Source organism: Klebsiella sp. JN_Kp121 (assembly GCF_040062145.1).
GTDB classification, from domain to species: domain Bacteria; phylum Pseudomonadota; class Gammaproteobacteria; order Enterobacterales; family Enterobacteriaceae; genus Klebsiella; species Klebsiella aerogenes.
In genome coordinates, this window is sequence record NZ_JBEAHX010000035.1 from 16,814 (window position 1) to 39,828 (window position 23,015).

The 23,015-nt window shown below is 51.8% G+C and carries 24 protein-coding genes, 3 pseudogenes and 1 other annotated feature; of the genes and pseudogenes, 14 read left to right on the forward strand and 13 right to left on the reverse strand.

The genetic code is table 11. The features are described from left to right. The first annotated feature begins 4 nt into the window (after positions 1–4). A complete protein-coding gene (locus ABLU86_RS22550) occupies positions 5–871 on the forward strand; it encodes an ion transporter (RefSeq protein ID WP_045367413.1) in 867 nt (288 codons plus the stop codon). A gap of 68 nt (positions 872–939) precedes the next feature. Here the strand turns inward: ABLU86_RS22550 and ABLU86_RS22555 are convergent, their stop codons facing one another. Then, complete coding sequence (locus ABLU86_RS22555; RefSeq protein ID WP_015367064.1) at positions 940–1,269, reverse strand: HI1450 family dsDNA-mimic protein; 330 nt, start codon at positions 1,267–1,269, stop codon at positions 940–942. 34 nt (positions 1,270–1,303) lie between these two features. Then, positions 1,304–2,764 carry a cardiolipin synthase gene (gene cls / locus ABLU86_RS22560; RefSeq protein ID WP_015367063.1) on the reverse strand — a complete coding sequence of 487 codons (1,461 nt, stop codon included), beginning with the start codon at positions 2,762–2,764 and terminating at the stop codon, positions 1,304–1,306. A gap of 144 nt (positions 2,765–2,908) precedes the next feature. On the opposite strand from cls, the gene ABLU86_RS22565 reads away from it, so the two are divergent. Together ABLU86_RS22565 and ABLU86_RS22570 are read left to right on the forward strand one after the other, a co-directional pair. Further along, positions 2,909–3,082: a YciY family protein gene (locus ABLU86_RS22565; RefSeq protein WP_086538044.1), complete on the forward strand. Its 174-nt coding sequence runs from the start codon at positions 2,909–2,911 to the stop codon at positions 3,080–3,082. Between the two features lie 84 nt (positions 3,083–3,166). Continuing rightward, positions 3,167–3,439: pseudogene (locus tag ABLU86_RS22570) on the forward strand (transposase); the annotation flags it as partial. A 226-nt stretch (positions 3,440–3,665) separates the two neighbouring features. Here ABLU86_RS22570 and ABLU86_RS22575 read toward each other — a convergent pair. After that, a complete protein-coding gene (locus ABLU86_RS22575; RefSeq protein WP_020079107.1) occupies positions 3,666–3,986 on the reverse strand; it encodes a cupin domain-containing protein in 321 nt (106 codons plus the stop codon). 2 nt (positions 3,987–3,988) lie between these two features. Next, positions 3,989–5,170: an oligogalacturonate lyase family protein gene (locus ABLU86_RS22580; RefSeq protein WP_015367059.1), complete on the reverse strand. Its 1,182-nt coding sequence runs from the start codon at positions 5,168–5,170 to the stop codon at positions 3,989–3,991. 266 nt (positions 5,171–5,436) lie between these two features. Here ABLU86_RS22580 and ABLU86_RS22585 point away from each other — a divergent pair, with 266 nt between their 5' ends. Then, positions 5,437–6,990, forward strand: coding sequence for an MFS transporter (locus ABLU86_RS22585; RefSeq protein ID WP_348796397.1), 1,554 nt, complete (start codon positions 5,437–5,439; stop codon positions 6,988–6,990). Between the two features lie 104 nt (positions 6,991–7,094). Here ABLU86_RS22585 and ABLU86_RS22590 read toward each other — a convergent pair whose 3' ends face one another. The 3 genes from ABLU86_RS22590 to ABLU86_RS22600 are packed head-to-tail and all read right to left on the reverse strand — an operon-like array spanning position 7,095 to position 10,006. After that, complete coding sequence (locus ABLU86_RS22590) at positions 7,095–8,372, reverse strand: hypothetical protein (protein ID WP_015367057.1); 1,278 nt, start codon at positions 8,370–8,372, stop codon at positions 7,095–7,097. A 2-nt stretch (positions 8,373–8,374) separates the two neighbouring features. Further along, a complete protein-coding gene (locus ABLU86_RS22595) occupies positions 8,375–9,649 on the reverse strand; it encodes an MASE1 domain-containing protein (protein ID WP_110921408.1) in 1,275 nt (424 codons plus the stop codon). 21 nt (positions 9,650–9,670) lie between these two features. After that, positions 9,671–10,006 carry an SMR family transporter gene (locus tag ABLU86_RS22600; RefSeq protein WP_015367055.1) on the reverse strand — a complete coding sequence of 112 codons (336 nt, stop codon included), beginning with the start codon at positions 10,004–10,006 and terminating at the stop codon, positions 9,671–9,673. A gap of 190 nt (positions 10,007–10,196) precedes the next feature. Between ABLU86_RS22600 and ABLU86_RS22605 the strand changes: the two are divergent. Beyond that, positions 10,197–11,209 (forward strand): annotated as a pseudogene (locus tag ABLU86_RS22605) (IS3 family transposase). 265 nt (positions 11,210–11,474) lie between these two features. Beyond that, the gene (locus ABLU86_RS22610) at positions 11,475–12,011 is read left to right on the forward strand and encodes a GNAT family N-acetyltransferase (RefSeq protein WP_020079101.1); all 537 of its coding nucleotides are present in this window, start codon (positions 11,475–11,477) and stop codon (positions 12,009–12,011) included. Between the two features lie 143 nt (positions 12,012–12,154). Here ABLU86_RS22610 and ABLU86_RS22615 read toward each other — a convergent pair whose 3' ends face one another. The 3 genes and pseudogenes from ABLU86_RS22615 to ABLU86_RS22625 all read right to left on the reverse strand — a co-directional run bounded on the left by ABLU86_RS22615 (position 12,155) and on the right by ABLU86_RS22625 (position 13,738). After that, the gene (locus ABLU86_RS22615; protein WP_306301965.1) at positions 12,155–12,538 is read right to left on the reverse strand and encodes a nuclear transport factor 2 family protein; all 384 of its coding nucleotides are present in this window, start codon (positions 12,536–12,538) and stop codon (positions 12,155–12,157) included. Positions 12,539–12,604: 66 nt separating this feature from the next. Further along, a pseudogene (locus ABLU86_RS22620) lies at positions 12,605–13,281 on the reverse strand (SOS response-associated peptidase). A 160-nt stretch (positions 13,282–13,441) separates the two neighbouring features. Then, positions 13,442–13,738 (reverse strand): YciI family protein, encoded by a 297-nt coding sequence (locus tag ABLU86_RS22625; RefSeq protein ID WP_015367051.1) that lies wholly within the window; start codon positions 13,736–13,738, stop codon positions 13,442–13,444. Between the two features lie 210 nt (positions 13,739–13,948). On the opposite strand from ABLU86_RS22625, the gene tonB reads away from it, so the two are divergent. Further along, a complete protein-coding gene (tonB, locus tag ABLU86_RS22630; protein WP_015367050.1) occupies positions 13,949–14,689 on the forward strand; it encodes a TonB system transport protein TonB in 741 nt (246 codons plus the stop codon). 43 nt (positions 14,690–14,732) lie between these two features. Here the strand turns inward: tonB and ABLU86_RS22635 are convergent, their stop codons facing one another. The 3 genes from ABLU86_RS22635 to pfkB all read right to left on the reverse strand — a co-directional run bounded on the left by ABLU86_RS22635 (position 14,733) and on the right by pfkB (position 17,002). Next, the gene (locus ABLU86_RS22635) at positions 14,733–15,593 is read right to left on the reverse strand and encodes a fructosamine kinase family protein (protein ID WP_015705109.1); all 861 of its coding nucleotides are present in this window, start codon (positions 15,591–15,593) and stop codon (positions 14,733–14,735) included. A 105-nt stretch (positions 15,594–15,698) separates the two neighbouring features. Next, complete coding sequence (gene ghoS, locus ABLU86_RS22640) at positions 15,699–15,983, reverse strand: type V toxin-antitoxin system endoribonuclease antitoxin GhoS (protein WP_015367048.1); 285 nt, start codon at positions 15,981–15,983, stop codon at positions 15,699–15,701. An 86-nt stretch (positions 15,984–16,069) separates the two neighbouring features. Then, positions 16,070–17,002 carry a 6-phosphofructokinase II gene (gene pfkB, locus ABLU86_RS22645; RefSeq protein ID WP_020079097.1) on the reverse strand — a complete coding sequence of 311 codons (933 nt, stop codon included), beginning with the start codon at positions 17,000–17,002 and terminating at the stop codon, positions 16,070–16,072. Between the two features lie 357 nt (positions 17,003–17,359). On the opposite strand from pfkB, the gene ABLU86_RS22650 reads away from it, so the two are divergent. From ABLU86_RS22650 to pheS, 7 genes are all read left to right on the forward strand, one after another. Further along, positions 17,360–18,118, forward strand: coding sequence for a YdiY family protein (locus ABLU86_RS22650; RefSeq protein WP_015705111.1), 759 nt, complete (start codon positions 17,360–17,362; stop codon positions 18,116–18,118). A 432-nt stretch (positions 18,119–18,550) separates the two neighbouring features. After that, positions 18,551–20,479: a threonine--tRNA ligase gene (thrS, locus tag ABLU86_RS22655; RefSeq protein ID WP_015367045.1), complete on the forward strand. Its 1,929-nt coding sequence runs from the start codon at positions 18,551–18,553 to the stop codon at positions 20,477–20,479. A gap of 3 nt (positions 20,480–20,482) precedes the next feature. Next, the gene (gene infC, locus ABLU86_RS22660; RefSeq protein WP_004189469.1) at positions 20,483–21,025 is read left to right on the forward strand and encodes a translation initiation factor IF-3; all 543 of its coding nucleotides are present in this window, start codon (positions 20,483–20,485) and stop codon (positions 21,023–21,025) included. Between the two features lie 90 nt (positions 21,026–21,115). Beyond that, on the forward strand, positions 21,116–21,313 hold the full coding sequence (rpmI, locus tag ABLU86_RS22665; protein ID WP_001124225.1) for a 50S ribosomal protein L35: 198 nt from the start codon (positions 21,116–21,118) through the stop codon (positions 21,311–21,313). Positions 21,314–21,363: 50 nt separating this feature from the next. Further along, a complete protein-coding gene (gene rplT, locus ABLU86_RS22670; RefSeq protein ID WP_004102963.1) occupies positions 21,364–21,720 on the forward strand; it encodes a 50S ribosomal protein L20 in 357 nt (118 codons plus the stop codon). A 118-nt stretch (positions 21,721–21,838) separates the two neighbouring features. Continuing rightward, positions 21,839–21,963, forward strand: a sequence feature (Phe leader region). Continuing rightward, complete coding sequence (gene pheM, locus ABLU86_RS22675) at positions 21,844–21,888, forward strand: pheST operon leader peptide PheM (RefSeq protein ID WP_001386830.1); 45 nt, start codon at positions 21,844–21,846, stop codon at positions 21,886–21,888. It overlaps the preceding feature by 45 nt. 63 nt (positions 21,964–22,026) lie before the next feature. Then, entirely contained in the window at positions 22,027–23,010 is a 984-nt protein-coding gene (gene pheS, locus ABLU86_RS22680; RefSeq protein WP_015367044.1) for a phenylalanine--tRNA ligase subunit alpha, read from the forward strand. The last annotated feature ends 5 nt before the right edge of the window (positions 23,011–23,015 follow it).

The window sequence follows — 23,015 nt, forward strand, 5'->3', positions numbered from 1 at the left end:
ACTGATGTCAGCCCTTTTTTATTGTGAGGTTAACGTGGCAGTTTCGCTTTCCGCCGCCCGTTTGCGGCTTTACCATCTACTCTTCGATCAAACTCGTCGCTCCGGCCGCCGTTTTGAAGGGCTTTGCGGTTTATTTGCCCTGTTGAGCGTGGTTATTATTTTTGTTGAGTCCGGACTCGGTTCGCAGTATCACCTGTCGCTAGATGAATGGCATGTTTTTGTCTGGCTGGAATTAGGAATTACCGCGGTCTTCACCGCGGAATATATTTTACGCGTAATAAGCTGGCCGAATCCGCTGCGCTATATCTTCAGCTTCTGGGGATTTATCGATCTGGCGACCGTTCTTCCACTGTATGTAATGTGGTTATGGCCGGAAATGAGCCTTGAGTATGTCTTTGCCTGGCGGGCCATGCGGGTTATCCGCGCGCTGCGTATTCTCAAACTGCTGCGCTTTATGCCGTCGCTGAATATTTTTTGGCGGGCTATCGTCAGCGCCCGTCACCAGCTCATTCTGTTCTACTCGTTTATTGCTATTGTGATGGTGATTTTTGGCTCGCTGATGTATTTAATTGAAGGGCCGCAATACGGGTTTACCACCTTAAATGCCTCGGTCTACTGGGCAATCGTCACGATTACTACGGTGGGATACGGCGACATTACGCCGCATACGCCATTAGGGCGGATACTCGCCTCGGTGCTTATTCTCATCGGTTATTCTATCATCGCCATCCCGACCGGGCTGATTACGACGCATATGACGACGGCGCTGCAAAACCGACGTGCCCGCCGCGTTTGCCCAAACTGCAGTAACGCCGAGCATGATAAAAATGCCCGTTTCTGCCACGCCTGCGGAACAGAATTACCGCAATAACGTATAAAACAAAAAGCCTGCCGATGTTACCGTCGGCAGGCTTTTCTACAGGCGCATTAGCTTAATGCTTATTCGCGCCACAGAATGTGGCACAGCTTGTGATCTTTTTCCCGGCATAGCAGAACGCGAGCGAAAATATCGTTGATCTCGCCGCCATCGGTATCGGCCAGGCCAATAACGACTTCGGCGAAGAAATCTGGATTGAGGTCGTAATCGACATGCTCTTGCCAGTCTTCCGCCGGGTCAAATAGTTCGGCGCCGCCGCGCTCTTCAAACTGCAGATTGAAAAGAATGATATCCGCCGGGTCGAGGTTATCGGCCGCCAGCTCAAGAAAGATATCGTAGGCCTGTTCGAGCGTTTCGTCTTCGGTCAGGCGATTGTTTAAATCCATATCCATGATTGCTACCCGTTAAGCATCTGATGGGCACGTTTTACAGCAACGGGCTGAAGAAGTAAAACAGTCGCTCTGCGATCCGCTGCCATAGCGGTCGTTTGGCCCACAGTTTTGCATCCAGCAGGCGCGAGCGGGAGATGTAATCGTCCTGCACCGCCGCCAGGTCGCCGCCAAAGCCCACGTCGTCGATCGCCAGCGTGATCTCGAAATTGAGCCACAGGCTGCGCATATCAAGATTAACGGTACCGACCAGGCTCAGTTCGCCATCTACCAGCACGCTTTTGGTATGTAGCAGGCCGCCTTCGAATTGATAAATTTTCACCCCAGCAGCAAGCAGTTCAGTGAAGAAGGCGCGGCTGGCCCAGCCTACCAGCAGGGAGTCGTTTTTGCGCGGCATAATAATACTGACCTCGACGCCGCGCTGGGCTGCGGTACAGATGGCGTGCAGCAGATCATCACTGGGGACGAAGTAGGGGGTGGTCATGATCAGATGTTCTTTCGCCGCATAAGCCGCAGTTAACAACGCCTGGTGAATCAAATCTTCCGGGAAGCCGGGGCCGGAAGCAATAGTATGAATGGTATGCCCGTTAGCCTCTTCAAACGGCATGATATTGACGTCCGGCGGCGGGGGTAAAATTCGCTTGCCGGTTTCAATTTCCCAGTCGCAGGAGTAGACAATCCCCATTGCCGTAGCCACCGGGCCTTCCATTCGCGCCATCAGATCGACCCACTGACCGACGCCGGAATCTTGTTTGAAGTAGCGCGGATCGACCATATTCATACTGCCGGTGTAGGCGATATAGTTGTCAATCATCACCATTTTACGATGCTGACGTAGATCCATGCGGCGTAAGAACACGCGCATCAGATTAACTTTAAGCGCTTCAACCACCTCGATACCAGCGTTACGCATCATAGCCGCCCACGGGCTGCGGAAGAAGGCGACGCTGCCGGCTGAATCAAGCATTAGCCGACAATGCACGCCGCGGCGCGCGGCGGCCATCAGCGACTCGGCGACCTGATCGGCCATTCCGCCGGGCTGCCAGATATAGAACACCATCTCAATATTGTGTCGTGAGAGCTGAATATCGCGAATCAGCGCCTGCATCACGTCATCGGATTCGGTTAGCAACTGCAGTTGGTTACCCTTAACGCCGGCGATCCCCTGGCGACGTTCACAGAGTTTGAACAGCGATTCGGCAACCGGGCTATTTTCTTGCGCAAAGATATGCTTGCAGCTTTTCAGGTCCGTTAGCCATTTGGCGGTAGAGGGCCACATGGCGCGCGCGCGCTCGGCGCGCCGTTTGCCAAGATGCAATTCGCCGAAGGAAAGATAGGCGATAATTCCCACCAGCGGCAGGATATATATAATTAGCAACCATGCCATGGCGGACGGCACTGCACGGCGTTTCATTAGAATGCGTAATGTCACGCCGGCAATCAGCAGCCAGTACCCCAGAATGACCAGCCAGTTTACGACCGTGTAAAAGGTTGTCATAGATGAAAAATCCTTTTGAATAGCCCGATGCCATGAGTTTACGCATCATCATCCGTCTGGCAAATAAAAACGCAGCGAAAGCGATGGTCAGACAGATTCATCGGTTTATAATGGGGAGTGTTTTTCACTCGTAGAGTAGTAGCAATGAAGCGTAGTAGAACAGAAGTAGGGCGCTGGCGCATGCTTAGACAAGTAAGTCGCCGTAAATCGCGCTGGCTGGAAGCCCAATCTCGCCGCAACATGCGGATTCTTTCAATCAGGAAGTGCCTGGTAAAACGGCAGCGTCATGCTTTGCTGTTCACCTTCTCTGAATTTTGAGAGTAAAAATTAAAGGCACCGTGAATCGCCGCGGGTTTAACAGACACCTCAGGGTCACTGAAGATGACTTAAAGAGAGGTGCCCATGAGCGGTAAGCGTTATTCTGAAGAGTTTAAAATTGAAGCAGTCAAACAGGTTGTTGATCGTGGTCATTCTGTTTCCAGTGTTGCAACACGTCTCGATATCACCACTCACAATCTTTAGGCCTGGATAAAGAAGTACGGTCCGGATTCTTCCACTCATAATGAACAGTCAGATGCTCAGACCGGGATCCGCCGTCTCCAGACAGACCAGATGCTGACCGGGCAGATCAAACAGTTCTGGCTTGAGTCTGGCTGCGTCTATGGTTATCGCAAGTGCGTGATACCGGACAGGCACAAGACAGCGGACCCGGTGGCTTACATTCGTGAATTTTCCAGCGTCATTCACGCGGAATACGGAACACTGCTGCAGGACCTGCGCAGAGAATAGCGATGCCGTTCGTCATTTTGCATTTATGAATGGCACGATTATGCGGGATACTTACACACTGGCTTCTCCCGCTCTTTACAGGTTCCTCTGACTCCACGTCAAACCATGCCTCTTACAGAAAATCCTCTCTCTGTGGCGTAAAAGTATCCAGCAATATACCTGCCTCCAGACACTCGCAACCGTGTATGATATTCGGTTGTTTGTAGAGTGTGTCACCGGCTTTCACCTCACGAGTCTCATCGCCAATGGTGAACACAAAGCGCCCGGAAAGCACATAGGTCAGTTGTTCGTGAATATGCCGGTGGAGTGACCCGACAGCACCCTTTTCAAAATGTACTTCGACCGCCATCAGCGAACCACTGTGCGCCAGAATCCGCCTGCGTACTCCGTTACCGAGATCTTCCTCCGAAGTCTCGTCCCTAAAAATAAACATAGTTACTCCTTACCAAGTGAACTGACCAGAGTATCCGGTATTTGTGCAAGATAAAGGGCCGGCAGGCCTTCGAAATCAGATGTAAATAACACGTCCCGGTCGTCGGGTGAAAAAGAGGGATGCGGATGGGTAACCTGCCGGTCGCCGTCCAGCACCTGCCAGGAACTCTGATGTGTCGCCAGTGGCGCATAGCGGCGGGTTCGGGTGTCAAAGAGATAGAGAAAGGGATCGTTTTCGATGACATGCCCTGAGGTATCCTGTACATCCACCGGGGTACCCGAGCCATCACCCACCAGCAGCGTGCCATCGGCATTGCTCATCAGATGTGAGCAGGCCGGCATTGTCATCAGGCTGCTGTCTTCTCCGGTTTGTGGTGAGAAGCGGCGAATGTAACGCTCGGAATGACCTTTAAGGTATGAAACGTAGAGGAGTGCGGAACCATCCGGTACCCAGAACTCATGGGTACAGCTTTCTTCCGGCGCATGAGTTTTCACTTTGCGTACGTTACTCCCGTCTTCGTTGACCAGCCACATGCGTGCATCCACAAGATCGTGAGGTCCCTCATGACAGAATGCCACCGTACTGTCGTCGTAAGGTCGATAGAGGGGATGTCCAAGCCATTCGTTCGCTTCATGGATCACCCGCGTGGAACCGTTATGCAGATCCACCTGCAACAGGCGACAATGCGGACGACGCAGGTAAAACGTCCGGAATTTTTGCCAGTCGGTGAGCGGTGTCCAGTCATCACGGGCAATTTCGATACCGACCAGACGCGTACATTCGCTGTTTGCTACCCAGGTGCCATAGCCAACCCATTCCTCCGGTACCGTATAGATCGTATGTTCGCTGTAATCATCCAGACTGACACGACGTAATTCCCGTTCGTTTTTCACGTAATAAAGGCTGCGATCGTCGGGCGACAAAAAGCCACCGAAAGTATTGTCACCACGACCGTGTGTAAGTTGAACGGCGGTCTGTTTTTGCCGGTCCAGCAGGTAATAGTTGCGATGACCGTCAAATTCAGCAGCAAACAGGAGTTTACTGCCGTCACGTGTAAAGCTTTTTTGATAGAAATAGTTGCGATGACATATCACATCTGGTGGTGTCAGACGCGTTATCCGAGCCCCGGTATGCGGGTCACTGAAATGGTGAAAATGTAACTGAATCGTTGAACCCTTAGCCATTACTAGCCCCTGCATTACAGAAGGAAATTTTATTATGAAATTGTGTTTCATAATAAAAAAAACAAAGTATCTTTTCTGTCGAGGGGGAATGTCCAGTACCGATGATGGAAATGTAACCCCGGTCACAATTTCTTCAGAAGCGCCCTTAGCAATGTTTTTAATGTGAACATACTCACCTTTCTTTACGGCTATCCTGACTATAAAACGCAGCCTTATAAAATCTAAAACGATATTTCGTTTCTTGTTTGATAACAAAGGGCAGGGTTATGAAGATAGAAAGACCAGTTCTTTTCAGGCATCAGCTCGCATATGGAGGGGGTAACTTGCTGGGTAGCGGGGCACTGGCTATTGCCGGTATCTGGTTACTTTACTTTTACACCACCTTTTGTGGTCTGACACTGCTGCAGGCTTCGGCTATTTTTTCGGTTGCCAGTATTATTGATGCCATCAGCAATCCGCTCATGGGATATATTTCAGATAATTTCGGCAAAACGCGTCTCGGTAAACGCTTTGGCCGCCGCCGGTTCTTCATTCTGCTGGGCATCCCCCTGATGATGGTCTACCCCCTGCTGTGGATCGATGGATTTGGTTTCTGGTATTACCTTTGTACCTATGTGTTGTTTGAGTTGATCTACACCTCCGTCATGGTGCCCTATGAAACACTCGCCACTGAAATGACCGCAGATTTCGCAAAACGATCTAAACTCACTGGTTTTAAAGCTATTTTTGGTAAAGTAGCCAACTTTCTCGCCGCTTTCATTCCGGGCCAGTTCATTCTTGTTTACGGTAAAGAATCGGCCACCCCATTTTTTTACACCGCCCTGACATATGGGGTGATTTTATGTGTGGCGATGGGGACACTCTGGTATTACTCGTGGGAGCGCCCGGCCGCAGATGCTTCGCCGGAAAGTGAAGAAAACACCACGCTCAGCCATGCAATGCTGGCATTGCTGAGGGAGATGAGATCGACTTTTTCACTGCGTGTTTTTCGCAAACATCTGGGTATGTATTTGTGCGGCTTCGGGGCAGAGTGGCTGTTTGCTTCTGTCTTTACCTACTTTATCATTTTTGTCCTGCAGTATGATCCGACCATGGTATCCGGACTGAGCAGCCTGAACTCCGTACTTCAGCTCTTTTCCACAGCTATTTTTATTGCTATCTGCGTAAAACATGGGTTCAGCAAGCCCTATATACTTGCGCTGGGTATCGTTATTTTTTCCGTACTGTGTTATGCCGCGCTCTATTTTTTCCACCTACCTCAACAGTATGCCACTGCGGCGATGCTGGCGATTACCGTTGTCTTCGGGATCGGTACGGGCGGGGTGTATTACATTCCCTGGACTGTGTATACCTTTCTCGCTGATGTTGACGAAGTCTTTACCGGACGCCGCCGCGAGGGGATCTATGCCGGCACGATGACCTTCTCCGGTAAACTTGTGCGCTCTGTGATTGTGTTTTCTATGGGAGCGATCCTGAGTTTCTATGGATTCCAGTCTAAATCGCAAACCCAGCCGGAAAGTGCGGTAATGGCTATTGCGCTGGTCTTTTGCGTCGGTGTGATTGCACTGGCTCTCGCGGGGATTTATTTCAGCGCGCAGATGAAGCTGAACCGGAAGGCACATCTGGTGGTGCTTGCTGAGGTGGCACGTATCCGGGCTGGTGGCCAGATTTCACATGTCACAGCGGATGTTCGTGCCGTCATGGAAGCCCTGATCGGTTTTCCGTATGAACAATGCTGGGGTAACAGTACCGTCTGTTGCGATGGCAGAAACAAGCATCCTGACAGGACACCACTTGTCGGCACGACCCGACAACCCTGAGGTATACCGGTTTCTGTCAGGGCTCGGAAGGGAGGCGGAGTCAGAAGCCGGTGATGTTTCTTCTACCGCCCGGAAGGAGCACCTTTGCCTGACGCTGTCGCATCTCATGGTTTGCGAAACCAGTTCAGTCTGGCCGGGTGAACCAGCCCGTGCAATGCGCGGGAATAATCCAGAACCAGCCCGGGTGTCCAGGCCATGGTAGTGGCACGGCGGCGGAGTTGTGCTGCGATCCAGAGCTCCGGCTGCAAGAAGAGCCGTAAAAAAACTGACCAGCCGCTCCGGTTGCACAGCACACCATCTAACGCGGCTTCAAGTGCGTATGCCACACTGCTGGAGCAATTTCGCCAGGTAAGGTTATATATTTCCTGGCGGCGATAGTATGTAGTGAATGCCCGGAGCGATACCGCGTTGAAAGTATGAAAACAAACCTGTCTGTCGGCTTCACACCAGGCGGCGGACTCTGATGCGTAACTGTCCTGAAATTTTCCGGGTACATTATTCTCCCGTACGGCCCGGAGTGTGCGAAAAAACTCCGAAGGGGACCGATCTATATCCACTGCCGGGTAAAGACTGATATAGATATCCTGCATCTCCAGCGCGGCATGTCCGGTAGAAATGACCCCGGCAGAATCCACTGCTGCAATATAGCGATTCATCACTGGCCGGGGGAGAGTGTCCTGAGTAGCAGAACCTTCCGGTGTCCAGACCAGAACACGGAGCTCTGTCGCTTCCAACGCCACTTCTTCCTGACAGGGATGCTGTGGTTCTGTATTTGTCGGCGCGTATCCTGTGCTGTCCGGAGACTGGACATCAAAAATAGTCACCCCCGGGGCCAGACTTCGGAGCCGAAAAGCAAGCAGAATGCAGTCAACGGCACTGAGCAGCATCAGCGCCCCGATGAACTGAGGAACCGTTCCATCATGATGAGTGGGATAGGGCTGGAAAAGGAATACCGCATACAGGATCTGACACATCCCGCCAGCCAGCGCGCGTCTCCAGTACGGATAACGAACCACCCAGGCGGCAGCAACCTGAAAAGCGCCGGACAACAAACAGATAAATCCCAGTATGATAGCCAGGAGGAGATTACTGCCTGAATATCCTGACAGAATAAGCAGGGCCACGGCTCCAATAATCCCACCTTTAAACAGATAAATTCCTCGCTTAGCCCCGGTGGCACCGGATGACGCAACAAGCGTTAACAGACTCTCGCACAAAAGAAACCAGCCAAAAAGTCCGAGCGGAAAATAGCGTGCTCCCAGCATACCGTCCGCCAGTACCAGAAAACCGAAAAGACCCCAAATCAGACCTGCAGCAGTAAGAAGGTACCGGTTGCCACCGATAAAACGTCGGCCGCATAAAAGCAGTGCAATCTGCAGCATATTCAGTGGTCCTCCGGACGGATAACGGAAACCGGACCACTAGCGGGTAACCAGTATCCGACGAGGAATCCACCTGTTGTACCGGGCAAAAAGAATAGTCCCCGCTCGCAGATCATTACGTGTTCATCTCCCGGCAATGTAAGCCGGAATATCAACGATCCGCCTACGGGCAGGCCGCGGATTGCCTGTTCCCAGCGTGATGTTAACTGTTGCCTGACAGCAGTATCCACGCTCTGGAGCAGGATTTTTCTGTCAGGCAGGTGTGCCACCGTATCTGCCAGCACCGGTGTTCCCTGCAGATCCCAGTCGATCCGGCCACTTCGGATATCCATGCGAAAGGCGGTTTCTTCGTGATGCATCTGCTTACGCCCCGGACCGTTTAGCTTATCCGGCAACCGCAGTAACAGCCGGACAAAGATAGTCAGGATGGCCGTACCGGACAGGTATCCCTGAGCGAGAAGCAGCGGTTCGCCCGGATCCAGGCCATTAATAAAAAAGGGGCCTGTCTGGTGCCATGAAAAGGAAACCACAACGATGCTCAGTGCCAGAAAAGCCAGCGCGCCGGCTTGGGCACCGGCGATGACCGGGACGACAGCAGTCAACAGGACCGGCAAGCAGGCCAGTCCGTAAATGAGCCCCGCCCGGGACTCTTCCCCGGAAGGGGAAGAGAAAATGAGTATGGCAATCACCGCGACCAACAGCACGCTGGCGAGGGTCTTTACGACGTCCCCCGTTGCCTTCCGGGCTGGCTCCCATGTCAGACCTGTCAGTATGGTAGTGGCGACGATGTTGCCGCTGACATTTGCCGCCCACCACAAAGCAGTGGTATCCGCAAAAGACACGGGATGACGCGAAGACAGCCATCCTGCTGCTGCCATACCAGCCAGCGCGCTGATGATCAGGGTACTGATTAGCCAGACACACACCTTACGAAAATCATCCTGTCCACGACTGTAGTGCTGTACGGCCAGCGCCACTGTAACGTCACCACTGACTGAAATCAGGGAAAGTATCAGGGATGTTTCCGAAGAATGGCGCATCAGCAGATCCATCCCTGCGCGGGCAGCAAAGAGCACGATATACATTGCGGGCCAGAATCGTCGCGGCAGAGAAAGGAAAGCGCTGACAGCAGCCCCGGCAGGAAACCAGACCATCGCTACACGATTTTGCGGATCGTCCAGTTTCAGAGAGATAAATGCCAGAATAAGATAAATGACGGGCCAGATAATGAGGGCAGGAAGATAGTTTTTTTCTGCAATCTGTATACGTTTCGGCATATCCAGTACCTGCAGATAATATCAGTGTGTGACGGTGGAGGAAAACAGCTGAATGACCACCACCCCCGACAGTATCAAGCCCATCCCTGCAATGGCGGGAAGATCAAGCTTCTGGCCGAAGAGAAACCAGGAAAAAATGGAGACAAGAAAGATGCCCAGGCCGGCCCATATCGCGTAAGCGATCCCCAGATTCATGACCTTAACGACCTGAGAGAGTCCGTAAAATGACACGGCATAACCGGCGACGACCCCAAGGGAAGGAAGCAGGCGTGTGAATCCTTCTGATGCTCTGACCATGGTTGTTGCAAAGGTTTCGGCCGCGATGGCCACAATCAGGATGATCCACGTGTTCAGCATGACCTCATTGCCTTAAAGAAAGGGTTCTGGTTTAAAAAATAGGAAACAAACCCGGAATTGGCCACCTGTTGATCAATACCGGTACGAAGGGTTGCATGAACACTGCGGCTGTGGCCCTGACCCGAAATCCTGCACCATTCAGAAACAGAATGCCGGCATGATCTACACTCCCTGAACGGAGGTGGTGCCGATGAAAAAGTCACGATTCACCGAAGAACAGATTGTTTTGCCCTGAAGCAGGCTGAACTGGGGACGTCCGTGCCGGAGGTCTGCGGTAAGCAGGGCATTTCCGATGCCACGTTCTATACATGGCGCAAGAAATAGGGCGGGATTTCTCCTTCGGAGCTGAAACACACGCGGCAGCTCGAGGAAGAGAATCTCAGGTTGAAGAAGCTGGTTGCCGATCTGAGCCTCGACAAGGCCATGCTGCAGGATGTGCTGGCAAAAAAGAACTGACGCTAGCGCGTCTGCGCGAATGGGTCCGGGACCAGCAGGCACGCTACGGAGCCAGTGAGAGGCAGGTCTGTTTTGCGCTACGGGTCAGCCGCAGCTCTTTCCGCTACCGTTCTGTTGCAGCAGACGACAGCGCGTTGCGCCTCCGTATCAGGGAGATCACCGAAACCCGGGTTCACTATGGCTACCGCAGGGTTCACGTCATGCTCAGGCGGGAGGACTTGCGGGATAATCATAAACGCATTTACCGACTCTACAGCGAGCAGGGGCTGTCCCTGCGTCTCAAACGCCCACGCCGGAATAAATCGGCACAGCGCCGACAGTCCCAGCCTCAGGGGCTGTATCCGAATCATGTCTGGGGCATGGACTTTGTCTCTGATGCCTTATTTGACGGGCTTCGGTTACGTCTGCTGACAGTCATTGATCTCTACACACGCGAATGTCTGGGGATCTGCGTGGGCCAGAATCTGCACTCAACGGAGGTCGCAGAGATGCTGAACACTATTGCGCTCAGACGTCCCTTACCACAGTTGCTGAAAACCGATAACGGCTCTGAATTTGCAGGGAAAATGCTGGGCAAGTGGGTGTATGAACGAGAACTGGTTCATGTCTCTGGAGGATGCACAGTGCAAAATCGAGGCCTGGCGCATACACTATAATCAGAGGCGTCCCCATTCTGCACTGGGCTGGATGACGCCATCCGAATTCGCTGAGAAGTCTGCCGGTTGGCAGAATATGCAGCCAACATGAAGCCGGTTATTCCTGATTATGAATGGATCACATATGGGGAGCGGGTCACCAACCGACATTACTAACTGAAGGTTGTATCTAATCCTGGGGGGCAGGTCAATCGCAAGTGCGTGATACCGGACAGCAGTGCGGAGTGAACCGGGTCTGGCGACTGATGAAGCGTGCCGGAATAAAAGCTTAGATACAGTGATTTGCTCGAAGTCAGGTGATTCACTATATACAGTTATCTAACTATTCTGATGAGCTCTTTAGTAAGGAAATTGTTTTGCAACTTCAATCTACCCGACTATATCTTCGCCCCGTAACGAAGTCTGACCTTGATGACCTTTTCAGAATTTATGGTGACCCGGCTACGAACACCTTTAACCCCGCAGGGCCCTATCCTGACATACATCATGCTCAAACTGTTTTAGCTCACTGGATTAACCACTGGGAAACCCACGGTTTTGGAAACTGGGCAATCTCTTTGAAGGATAGCCCGGAAAAAATCATTGGCTTTGGGGGGCTGCGTATCCGTAGTTATGCGGATATAGTAATTAATAATTTAGGGTATCGTTTCGCCACAGAGGCATGGGGAAAAGGTCTGGCGACAGAGTTCTCGAAAAACTCTGTCCAATATGGATTTTGTAAGTTAAATCTGTCCGAGATATCCGCCGTAGTGAGAGCTAACCACCTGGCATCGCAGAAGGTTCTAAAAAAAACTGGGTTTCAATATATAAAAGAGATTTATGATGTGAAAGATGCACCGCCGAGTCTGATTTTTTCCCTCAAGCAAAGTGAATGGTTAAGACAACCAATGTGAGCGTACATACTCTATATCATTTAAATAAAAGAATCGTTCTACTGCGCTTTGGATAGAAATAACGTCGGTCATTGGCACGAAGCGGAATAGTTATACAAGCTGAAGGTCCGCTGCGAGCGAGGAGCGGACGATGCAACTTGGAGCTAGACACGCCTTGACTCAGGAGTTCCCTGATGGAATACCATTTGCCATTGGCCATTTCCACTCATTTCCCAGCATGAAGAACGAAGAGAGGCATTACTACCATCTGGATCAAAAGTCCGGTAATGCAATATTGCGAAATTATTTCTAACGATGATAAGTCTAAATTCGTCACTGTGAATGATTGGTCTATCAACTTCAGTAGAAAGTGCCTCTATTGTTTCTGCCCGATCAACTAACATGCCAGATCGCGTTATCTCTCGAAATTCCTCATGAAGTATATGTTCAAGCCATTTCCGATCGTTCCGCTTGTTATCATGAAGAGAACATTCGAGACGTTTAAGTCTCTCAAGGAGCATAGTATTGTCCTGATTACATTGGGTCATTAACTTTTAGGACAATGAACGCTGGAAAGCAATGTCTGCTACTGGCATATTTCGGACATTATCAATTTATAGGCGCTCAATAGCCTCGATTAATTCTGGCCCCTGGTTTTTAACGTTACCCACGGCCCGGGAAACAGGGAACCATGTAAAATAGTCAACTGACACGGAACCGTCTCAGCTATTTCTTCGGCTTCTTTCCCTCCTGTATCCTGTCTCATCCATTCCCTGGCTGCTTCTGGTGAAAGTACAAGCAGCCGGCGGTCGTGAATATCTACCAGCCCTTTATCTGCTGCTGCAGTGACGATCAGAAAACCTTCGGCTTCATCTCCGCGTTCAAATGGTGTGCTTCCGATTGCTGCCATGAATATCGGCTGGCCATCGGCACGATGGATAAAGTAGGGCTGCTTCTTGTCGCCTTCTTTCTTCCATTCGAACCAACCATCAGCAAAGCAGATCGCCAGGTCATGTTGCCATAGCGGCTTAAACATCCTGCTGGTGGCCGCCGTTTCGACGCGTGCGTTAATCAGAGGTGGTTTATCCCACCATCCTGGCGCATAACCCCAGTAGACAGGATCGATATGCAATTGTTCATCGCGTTCGCTCAGAAGCAAAACTTTGGTACCGGGCGCGACGTTGTATCGACCAATCGGCTCCGGGTCATATGCGATGTCACGATCGGCTTCATCGGCAAGACAGGAAAGATAATCTTCACGGGTCATTGACTGGGAGAAGCGTCCGCACATATCAACCTCCAGTGGTCAGACTGAAAGTATAGAAGACGTATCGAGGATCCAAGGAAGGGCGACCATTCTGCACTTAGTGTACCTAAATGCGTCCTTTACAGAATGATCGCTATATTATGATTGGTATATCTTACTGATATTAACTAGCTAATTTGCTTAACTAAAATACTTTCTTGTAAGGTTTCACCGAGACGTGCTGATAGACGCCCGCGGCGATATAGGGGTCATCGTTGGCCCAGGACTGCGCCGCTTCCAGCGATTCAAATTCTGCGATAACCGTTGAGCCGCTAAATCCTGCCGCGCCAGGTTCATTGCTATCCACCGCGGGCATCGGGCCTGCGGTCAGTAAACGGCCTTCATCATGTAATAGTTGTAGGCGCGCCAGATGGGCAGGGCGCACCGCCTGGCGTTTTTCCAGAGAATCGGCGATATCTTCTGCGTAGATGACGTAAAGCACGGCAAGGCTCCTTAATCAAAAAATAGGCAAATCACGTGACGTGAAAGCGTTATGGGCAGCAATGTAAGATGCGCACGCCTTTAGCATGCCACGGCACGCCGGTTTTTTTCCACAAAACGAGGCAAAATTTGATGCAAGATAACACGTCTTATTGAATATGATTGCTATTTGCATTTAAAATCAGGGCATCATTTTTCAACAGAAACGACTATGAGCGCAATGACCCTTGATTTACCTCGCCGCTTTCCGTGGCCAACGCTGCTGTCCGTGGCTATCCACGGTGCCGTTGTGGCGGGGTTGCTTTATACCTCGGTACATCAGGTTATTGAAAAGCCTTCGCCTTCACAGCCAATCGAAATCACGATGGTGGCGCCGGCGGATTTAGAGCCTCCGCAGGCGGCGCAGCCGGTCGTTGAACCCGTTGTTGAACCGGAGCCGGAACCGGAGCCTGAAGTGGTGCCTGAGCCGCCAAAAGAGGCACCAGTGGTTATCCACAAACCGGAGCCGAAGCCCAAACCCAAGCCGAAACCAAAGCCTAAGCCGGAGAAAAAAGTCGAGCCGAAACGCGAGGTGAAGCCCGCTGAGCCGCGCCCGGTCTCGCCGTTTGAGAATAACAATACGGCGCCTGCGCGTACTGCCCCGAGTACCACGGCGGCAACGGCAAAACCGATGACCACCGCGCCGAGCGGTCCTAAAGCGTTGAAACGCGGCGACCCGTCTTACCCGCAACGTGCGCAGGCGCTGCGTATTGAAGGTGACGTGCGCGTGAAATTTGATGTCACCGCCGATGGTCGGGTGGAGAATATCCAGATACTCTCTGCGAAGCCGGCCAATATGTTTGAGCGTGATGTCAAAACCGCGATGCGCAAATGGCGCTACGAGGCAGGCAGGCCGGGCACTGGTTTGACGATGAATATCAAATTCCGCTTAAACGGCGTAAAAATGGATTAAGCTCGCTGATGAAAAAGGCCCTTTTGAGGGCCTTTTTTTACGCCTATTGCAGGGCTTCATCGAGCGCTTTTTGCGCGGTGACCAGGTGCTGACCGCCGAACAGAATTGCCCGATTAAGTAAAGTGTATAGCTGGTAAATCGGTTGCCGTTCAAGGAAACCAGCGGGCAGCGGCGAGACCGACTGATAGCCATCGTAAATCTGCGGCGGTTGTTCCGGATGCAGAGGCAGCATTGCCAGATCGCATTCGCGATCGCCCCAATAACATGCCGGATCGAAAATATACGGCCCATTGGGCCCTAGCGCGCAGTTCCCGGACCACAAGTCGCCATGTAATAAAGAAGGCTGCGGCTGATGGCTGCTGAGCCGCTGCTGTACACTTTCGACAATGTTGTCGATATCGCCGAAGTGCAGTCCTTTTTCCGCCGCTAGCTCCAGCTGCCAGCCAATGCGTTGTTCAGCGAAAAACGTTGACCAGCGGCGCTGCCAGGCATTCGGCTGCGGGGTCGTCGACAGATCGTTGTCAAAATCAAGGCCAAACTGCGGCTGGTCGCTCCACTGATGTAAATGGGCGATTTGCTGACCAAGCAGAAACGCGTTATGCGCGTCCAGCGGTCGCGGCGGCAAATATTCCATCACCAGAAAACTGTAATCCCGGTCGCTGCCGACGGCAAAAACCTGCGGAACGCTGACGGTTTTACAGCGCGAGAGCAGCTCCAGCTGGTCCGCCTCCGCGGTAAAAATGGGGAGCAGTTCGCGTTCATCGCATTTGACGAAATAATCTTTTCCGCCAAAACGTAAATGCCAGGCGGCATGGATCTCTCCGCCGGGTAGCTCGTTGCGCAGTTCGATTTCAGCGCCGTCAGTGTGCTGCTCGCTTAACAAATTGCTAATAGCTTGCCACATGCTGTCTCTCCCCATGTTTTCCACCATATCATAAGGTTAGCGTATAACCTGGCCGTAAAGTTCGAGCTAACGCACAACTGACGTCTTCCACGATGGCGATCGCACTTATTGAGCTTTTAACCATTCGCTAAATGTGGTGATGGCGATCTCTGCCGGCCTGCCTAAAGCGGCTTCCGCGAGACCTGCGCTTAATGCCCGAACGTCTTCGGGGCTTTGCGCGCTCAGCAGGCCAAATGTGTTGGTACCTAAATCATGGGTTTTGCCATCATCGTCGTTGAGCGTCAGGACGAAGCCTGCGCGAATGAAATGATTGCTGAGCTCGTTAATCTCAGTCAGCGCTTGTTCCTGGAACTTAACGGTGATCACGTGCGCGGTAATATCGTTGCTCATTTTTCACTCTGTTGTTATGCATGGAATTTCTAGCATAGACCATGGTAGCGAATTGACCCCCTTCACCCGGGTGAAGGGGGTCGAGACTAGCGGCCACAAAGGTAATCGTAGATTTTCTGCGTGTTGGTTAATGAACACAGGCGGGTGCCGTGGTTAATCGTGGCGGCGCTACCGGCGGCAACGCCAAAGCGGACCATATCCTCAAGCGAGGCATGTTCCGCCAGACGTAGCGTCATTGCGCCGACCATACTGTCACCCGCGCCAACGGTGCTCTGGCTTTTCATCGGTGGCGGCACCACCTGTACGCTGCCGGTGGCATCAACTCCCAGCGCCCCCTGCGGACCCAGCGAAACCACAACCCGGCGTACTTTTCCGGAGCGGATTAGTTCCAGCGCGGCATTACGCACGTCGTCAGGTTGGCTGAGGTCGCGCTGTACCAGCGCGCTAAGCTCTTTCTGGTTCGGTTTGACCAGCTCGATGTTGCCGACATCCAGCGCGGCGGCCAGCGCATCGCCGGAGCTGTCGATGATGCAACGTAGCCCGTGCTGCTGCGCGTTTTTTACCAGTTGAGTCAGATGTTCGACGCTGATTCCGGGCGGCAGACTGCCGCTGATAACCAGCAGAGAACCGGGCTCAATCGCGAGTACTTTCTCTTCCAGGCGACGGAACTCATCTTCGGTTAGCGCCGCGCCGGGCATGACAAAGCGATATTGTTCGCCGCTGGCATCGACATGCACATGTAAGTTCTGCCGCGTCCAGTCGCGGGTTTCTATTGTTTCGACCGGGACCTGCTCATCAGCCATCAGGGCGGTAAGATGCTCGCCGGTGGCGCCCCCAACCGGGAAAATCGCCGTCGCTTTACCGCCCAGAAAGGTAATGGCCCGGGCGACGTTGATCCCGCCGCCTCCGGGTTCGAATACCGGTGCGCTACAGCGTAACTTGCCTTCAGGGTATATTTGCGGTGTCAGCGTTGCGCTATCGAGTGATGGGGCCAGCGTGAGCGTATAAATTTTGGTCATCCTGTTCCTCCTTAATACGAATAAAGCTGCTTTTTTAAGCATGGCACTGAAATGGAGTGAGGGGAAGCGGGGCGGACGATGGATTTACAAAGATGTCTGGGTTTTTATCTTTATGAAATAAAGATTGTTTTGGGAACCGTCTTATTCAAAAAACGAAATAGCAACTGATTGCTAAGTTATTCGTGCTTTTTTATAATCAAGCGCCTTTCTTAGGACTCGCATTCAGCGCGCCTCGCGAAAGTTTCCGGGACCTGCCTGGTCTCCTTAAATGTTGTACGGACTCTAAATTAAATGAAGGGATCGCTGGTCCATTCATCATTTGTACTGTCCTGAAGATATGTATTTTAGAGAGTTATAATGAAGCTTTTGAAGACAGTACCCGCAGCGGCATTGCTGGCGGGGGGGCTTTTTGCGTCTGTAAACGCACTGGCCGATGATTCCGTTTTTACCGTCATGGATGACCCTTCCACTGCCAAAAAACCTTTCGAAGGTGCTGTGAATGCGGGTTATCTCGCTCAGTCCGGCAACACGAAAAGCTCCTCAATGACCGCTGACTCCACGCTGACCTGGTACGGCGATACCACGGCCTGGTCACTCTGGGGCAATGCGAGCAACACGTCCTCTAACGATCAACGCTCTTCGGAGAAATATGCCGTGGGCGGCCGTAGTCGTTATAACCTGACCGATATGAACTATGTATTTGGCCAGGCCAGCTGGCTGACCGATCGCTACAACGGCTATCAACAGCGCGACGTGCTGACTGCCGGTTATGGTCGCCAGATCCTCAACGGCCCGGTTCACAGCCTGCGTTTTGAATTTGGTCCGGGCGTGCGTTACGACGAGTACACCGATGGCGATAACGAAACTCAGCCGCTGGGGTACGCCTCCGGCACCTGGGCATGGCAGATGACCGATAACGCCAAATTTACGCAAGGTGTTTCGGTATTCGGCGCTGAAGACACGACGCTGAACTCGGAAAGCGCATTAAATGTGGCAATCAACGCCCACTTTGCGCTGCGTGTCGCCTATAACCTGACGTGGAACTCGCAGCCGCCGGCTTCGGCGCCGGAGCATACCGACCGCCGCACCACCTTATCGCTCGGTTATAAAATGTAATTTTCAGGCCGGGCAACCGGCCTGATTCCTGTTATTTCCTGCCGGGTATGAATACTCACTATAACGGATGATTTTTTCATTTCGCTTTTTAGCGGTGGTGGTATTTATCTCTTCATTTCAGGTAATTGATCGGTTAATTAACCGCGTGGTTTAAGCGGGAATTGCCTCGACAAATTGTTATCGCCCCTTGCTATTTAAAAGAAGAATAACCATTTAGTTATTGCGACTTTAATCGCGCAGTAATGATGTGTACACTAACCCTCGGTGTTATCAACGAGCGGCTGCAGGTGAGGGCGGTTCAATAGATAGACGGGCGTACTCATATTTTCGCAGAGTGAAGCGGGAGCTGAGCCACAACTCGTTGATAATTATGATTATATTGTTTTGTATGTGCTCTTTCGTGCGGGGCACCACTGCAAATAAGGACATAAAATGCCTGTAATTACGCTTCCTGATGGCAGCCAACGCCATTTCGACCACGCAGTTAGCCCGATGGATGTCGCTCTGGATATCGGTCCAGGCCTGGCGAAAGCCACCATCGCCGGACGTGTAAACGGTGAGCTGGTTGACGCCTGCGACCCGATCGAAACTGACTCCACGCTTTCTATTATCACCGCAAAAGATGAAGACGGTCTGGAGATCATTCGTCACTCCTGCGCTCACCTGTTAGGTCATGCGATCAAACAGCTGTGGCCGAACACTAAAATGGCCATTGGCCCGGTTGTCGACAACGGTTTTTACTATGATGTCGATCTGGACCACACCCTGACTCAGGAAGACATCGACGCGCTCGAAAAACGTATGCACGAGCTCGCCGAGAAAAACTACGATGTCATCAAGAAGAAAGTCAGCTGGCACGAAGCGCGTGAAACCTTCGTGAAGCGCGGCGAACCCTATAAAGTTTCTATTCTTGACGAAAACATCGGCCATGATGACAAGCCAGGCTTGTATCATCACGAAGAATATATCGATATGTGCCGCGGTCCGCACGTACCGAATATGCGTTTCTGCCATCACTTCAAACTGATGAAAACCGCTGGCGCGTACTGGCGTGGCGACAGCAACAATAAAATGTTGCAGCGTATCTACGGCACCGCCTGGGCAGATAAAAAAGCGCTGAACGCCTACCTGCAGCGTCTGGAAGAAGCCGCTAAGCGTGACCACCGTAAAATCGGGAAACAGCTTGACCTGTATCATATGCAGGAAGAAGCGCCGGGTATGGTGTTCTGGCACAATGATGGCTGGACTATCTTCCGTGAACTGGAAACTTTCGTTCGTTCGAAACTGAAAGAGTATCAGTATCAGGAAGTTAAAGGCCCGTTCATGATGGACCGTGTGCTGTGGGAAAAAACCGGCCACTGGGACAACTACAAAGATGCGATGTTCACCACCTCTTCCGAGAACCGTGAATACTGCATTAAGCCGATGAACTGCCCGGGTCACGTGCAGATCTTCAACCAGGGGTTGAAATCTTACCGCGATCTGCCGCTGCGTATGGCTGAATTCGGTAGCTGCCACCGTAACGAACCGTCGGGCGCGCTGCATGGCCTGATGCGCGTTCGTGGCTTTACTCAGGATGATGCGCATATCTTCTGTACTGAAGATCAGGTTCGCGATGAAGTGAACGCCTGTATTCGTATGGTTTATGATATGTACAGCACCTTTGGCTTCGAGAAAATCGTCGTCAAGCTGTCTACTCGCCCGGAAAAACGTATCGGTAGCGATGAGACCTGGGATCGCGCGGAAGCGGATCTGGCGGTGGCGCTGGAAGAAAACAACATCCCATTTGAATATCAATTGGGCGAAGGGGCGTTCTACGGCCCGAAAATTGAATTTACCCTGTATGACTGCCTCGATCGTGCATGGCAGTGCGGTACTGTACAGCTGGACTTCTCCCTGCCGCAGCGTTTAAGCGCCTCTTATGTTGGCGAAAACAACGAGCGTCAGGTACCAGTAATGATTCACCGTGCGATTCTCGGCTCGCTGGAGCGCTTCATCGGCATCCTGACCGAAGAGTTCGCTGGCTTCTTCCCAACCTGGCTTGCGCCAGTGCAGGTAGTGGTCATGAATATTACTGATTCTCAGTCTGAATACGTTAACGAATTGACGCGTAAACTACAAAATGCGGGCATTCGCGTAAAAGCGGACTTGAGAAATGAGAAGATTGGCTTTAAAATCCGCGAGCACACTTTACGTCGTGTCCCGTATATGTTGGTCTGTGGCGACAAAGAAGTCGAAGCCGGCAAAGTGGCCGTGCGTACCCGTCGCGGTAAAGACCTCGGCAGCATGGACGTAAATGAAGTGATCGAGAAGCTGCAACAAGAGATTCGCAGCCGCAGTCTTCAACAACTGGAGGAATAAGGTATTAAAGGCGGAAAACGAGTTCAAACGGCACGTCCGAATCGTATTAATGGCGAGATTCGCGCCCAGGAAGTTCGCTTAACTGGTCTGGAAGGTGAGCAGCTGGGTATTGTGAGTCTGAGAGAAGCTATCGAAAAGGCTGAAGAGGCTGGAGTAGATTTAGTTGAAATCAGCCCTAACGCCGAACCGCCAGTTTGTCGTATCATGGACTACGGCAAGTTCCTTTATGAAAAGAGTAAGTCTTCTAAGGAACAGAAGAAGAAGCAGAAAGTTATCCAGGTTAAGGAAATTAAATTCCGCCCTGGTACTGATGAAGGTGACTATCAGGTAAAACTCCGCAGCCTGATTCGCTTTCTCGAAGATGGCGATAAGGCCAAGATCACGCTGCGTTTCCGCGGTCGTGAGATGGCCCACCAGCAGATCGGTATGGAAGTGCTTAATCGCGTGAAAGACGATCTGGTTGAACTGGCAGTAGTCGAATCCTTCCCAACGAAGATCGAAGGCCGCCAGATGATCATGGTGCTCGCTCCGAAGAAGAAACAGTAAGGCCATCAAGTAACATTCCGGTGGGCTTCGGCTCACTGGTTTGTTCGCCTTTGTTTCGTTTATTAACAATGCGAAGTGGAAGTTATTAAAATGCCAAAAATTAAGACCGTACGCGGTGCTGCAAAGCGCTTCAAAAAAACCGGTAAAGGTGGTTTTAAGCACAAGCACGCTAACCTGCGTCACATTCTGACCAAAAAAGCTACCAAGCGTAAACGTCACCTGCGTCCGAAAGCCATGGTTTCCAAAGGCGATCTGGGCCTGGTAATCGCGTGCCTGCCGTACGCATAAGTCGTTAACCCTTTTAACTTTTTAATTAGAATAGATACAGGAGAGCACATATGGCTCGCGTAAAACGTGGTGTAGTTGCCCGTGCACGTCACAAGAAAATTTTGAAACAAGCTAAAGGTTACTACGGTGCGCGTTCTCGCGTATACCGCGTTGCCTTCCAGGCTGTTATCAAAGCTGGTCAGTACGCTTATCGTGACCGTCGTCAGAAAAAGCGTCAGTTCCGCCAACTGTGGATTGCGCGTATCAACGCAGCAGCACGTCAGAACGGTATTTCTTACAGCAAATTCATCAACGGCCTGAAAAAAGCCTCTGTTGAAATCGACCGTAAGATCCTGGCTGACATCGCCGTATTCGACAAATTAGCGTTCACCGCTCTGGTCGAAAAAGCGAAAGCAGCTCTGGCATAAGCCAGTTGAAAGAGGGAGCTTGTCTCCCTCTTTTCGTTTCAACACTATCAATACATTGACTTTTATCCGTGCAGGCTTTTCAATACAGGTCTGACATTTCTTACCAGACAAGGTAATGCAAGCATGAATGCTGCTATTTTCCGCTTCTTTTTTTACTTTAGCACCTGAACTCAGGAGGCTAGCGCGTGAAAGAAGAAACGGAAAACAGCGCCAGAAAGCCTCCCCTGTGGAGGCTTTTTTCGTATATAGATTCGGGATATTTATTTCACTAAAACCGGTGTCTGCACCGACATAATGAGGAAAACCATGTCACATCTCGCAGAGCTGGTTGCCAGTGCCAAGGCAGCCATTAACGAGGCATCAGATGTTGCCGCGCTGGACAACGTCCGCGTTGAATATCTGGGCAAAAAAGGGCATCTGACCCTGCAAATGACCACCCTGCGTGAGTTGCCGCCGGAAGAGCGCCCGGCAGCGGGTGCGGTCATTAACGAAGCGAAAGAGCAGGTGCAGCAGGCGCTGAACGCGCGTAAGGCTGAGCTGGAAGGCGCCGCGCTCAATGCCCGTCTGGCGGCAGAGACCATCGACGTCTCGCTGCCGGGTCGCCGCATCGAAAACGGCGGTTTACATCCGGTTACCCGCACCATCGATCGTATCGAAAACTTCTTCGGCGAACTCGGCTTCACCGTGGCGACTGGCCCGGAAATCGAAGATGACTATCATAACTTCGATGCGCTGAACATTCCGGGTCACCATCCGGCTCGCGCCGACCATGATACCTTCTGGTTCGATGCGACCCGTCTGCTGCGTACTCAGACTTCTGGCGTACAGATCCGCACCATGGAAAACCAGCAGCCGCCAATTCGTATTATCGCGCCGGGCCGCGTCTATCGTAACGATTACGATCAGACCCACACCCCGATGTTCCATCAGATGGAAGGTCTGATTGTTGATAAGAACATCAGCTTCACCAATCTGAAAGGTACCCTGCACGATTTCCTGAATAACTTCTTCGAAGAAGATCTGCAGGTACGCTTCCGTCCGTCCTACTTCCCGTTCACCGAGCCGTCTGCAGAAGTTGACGTTATGGGTAAAAACGGTAAATGGCTGGAAGTACTGGGCTGCGGCATGGTGCACCCGAACGTACTGCGTAACGTCGGCATCGATCCGGAAGTTTACTCCGGCTTTGCCTTCGGCATGGGCATGGAGCGTCTGACCATGCTGCGTTATGGCGTGACCGATTTGCGCGCATTCTTCGAAAACGATCTGCGTTTCCTCAAACAGTTTAAATAAGGGCA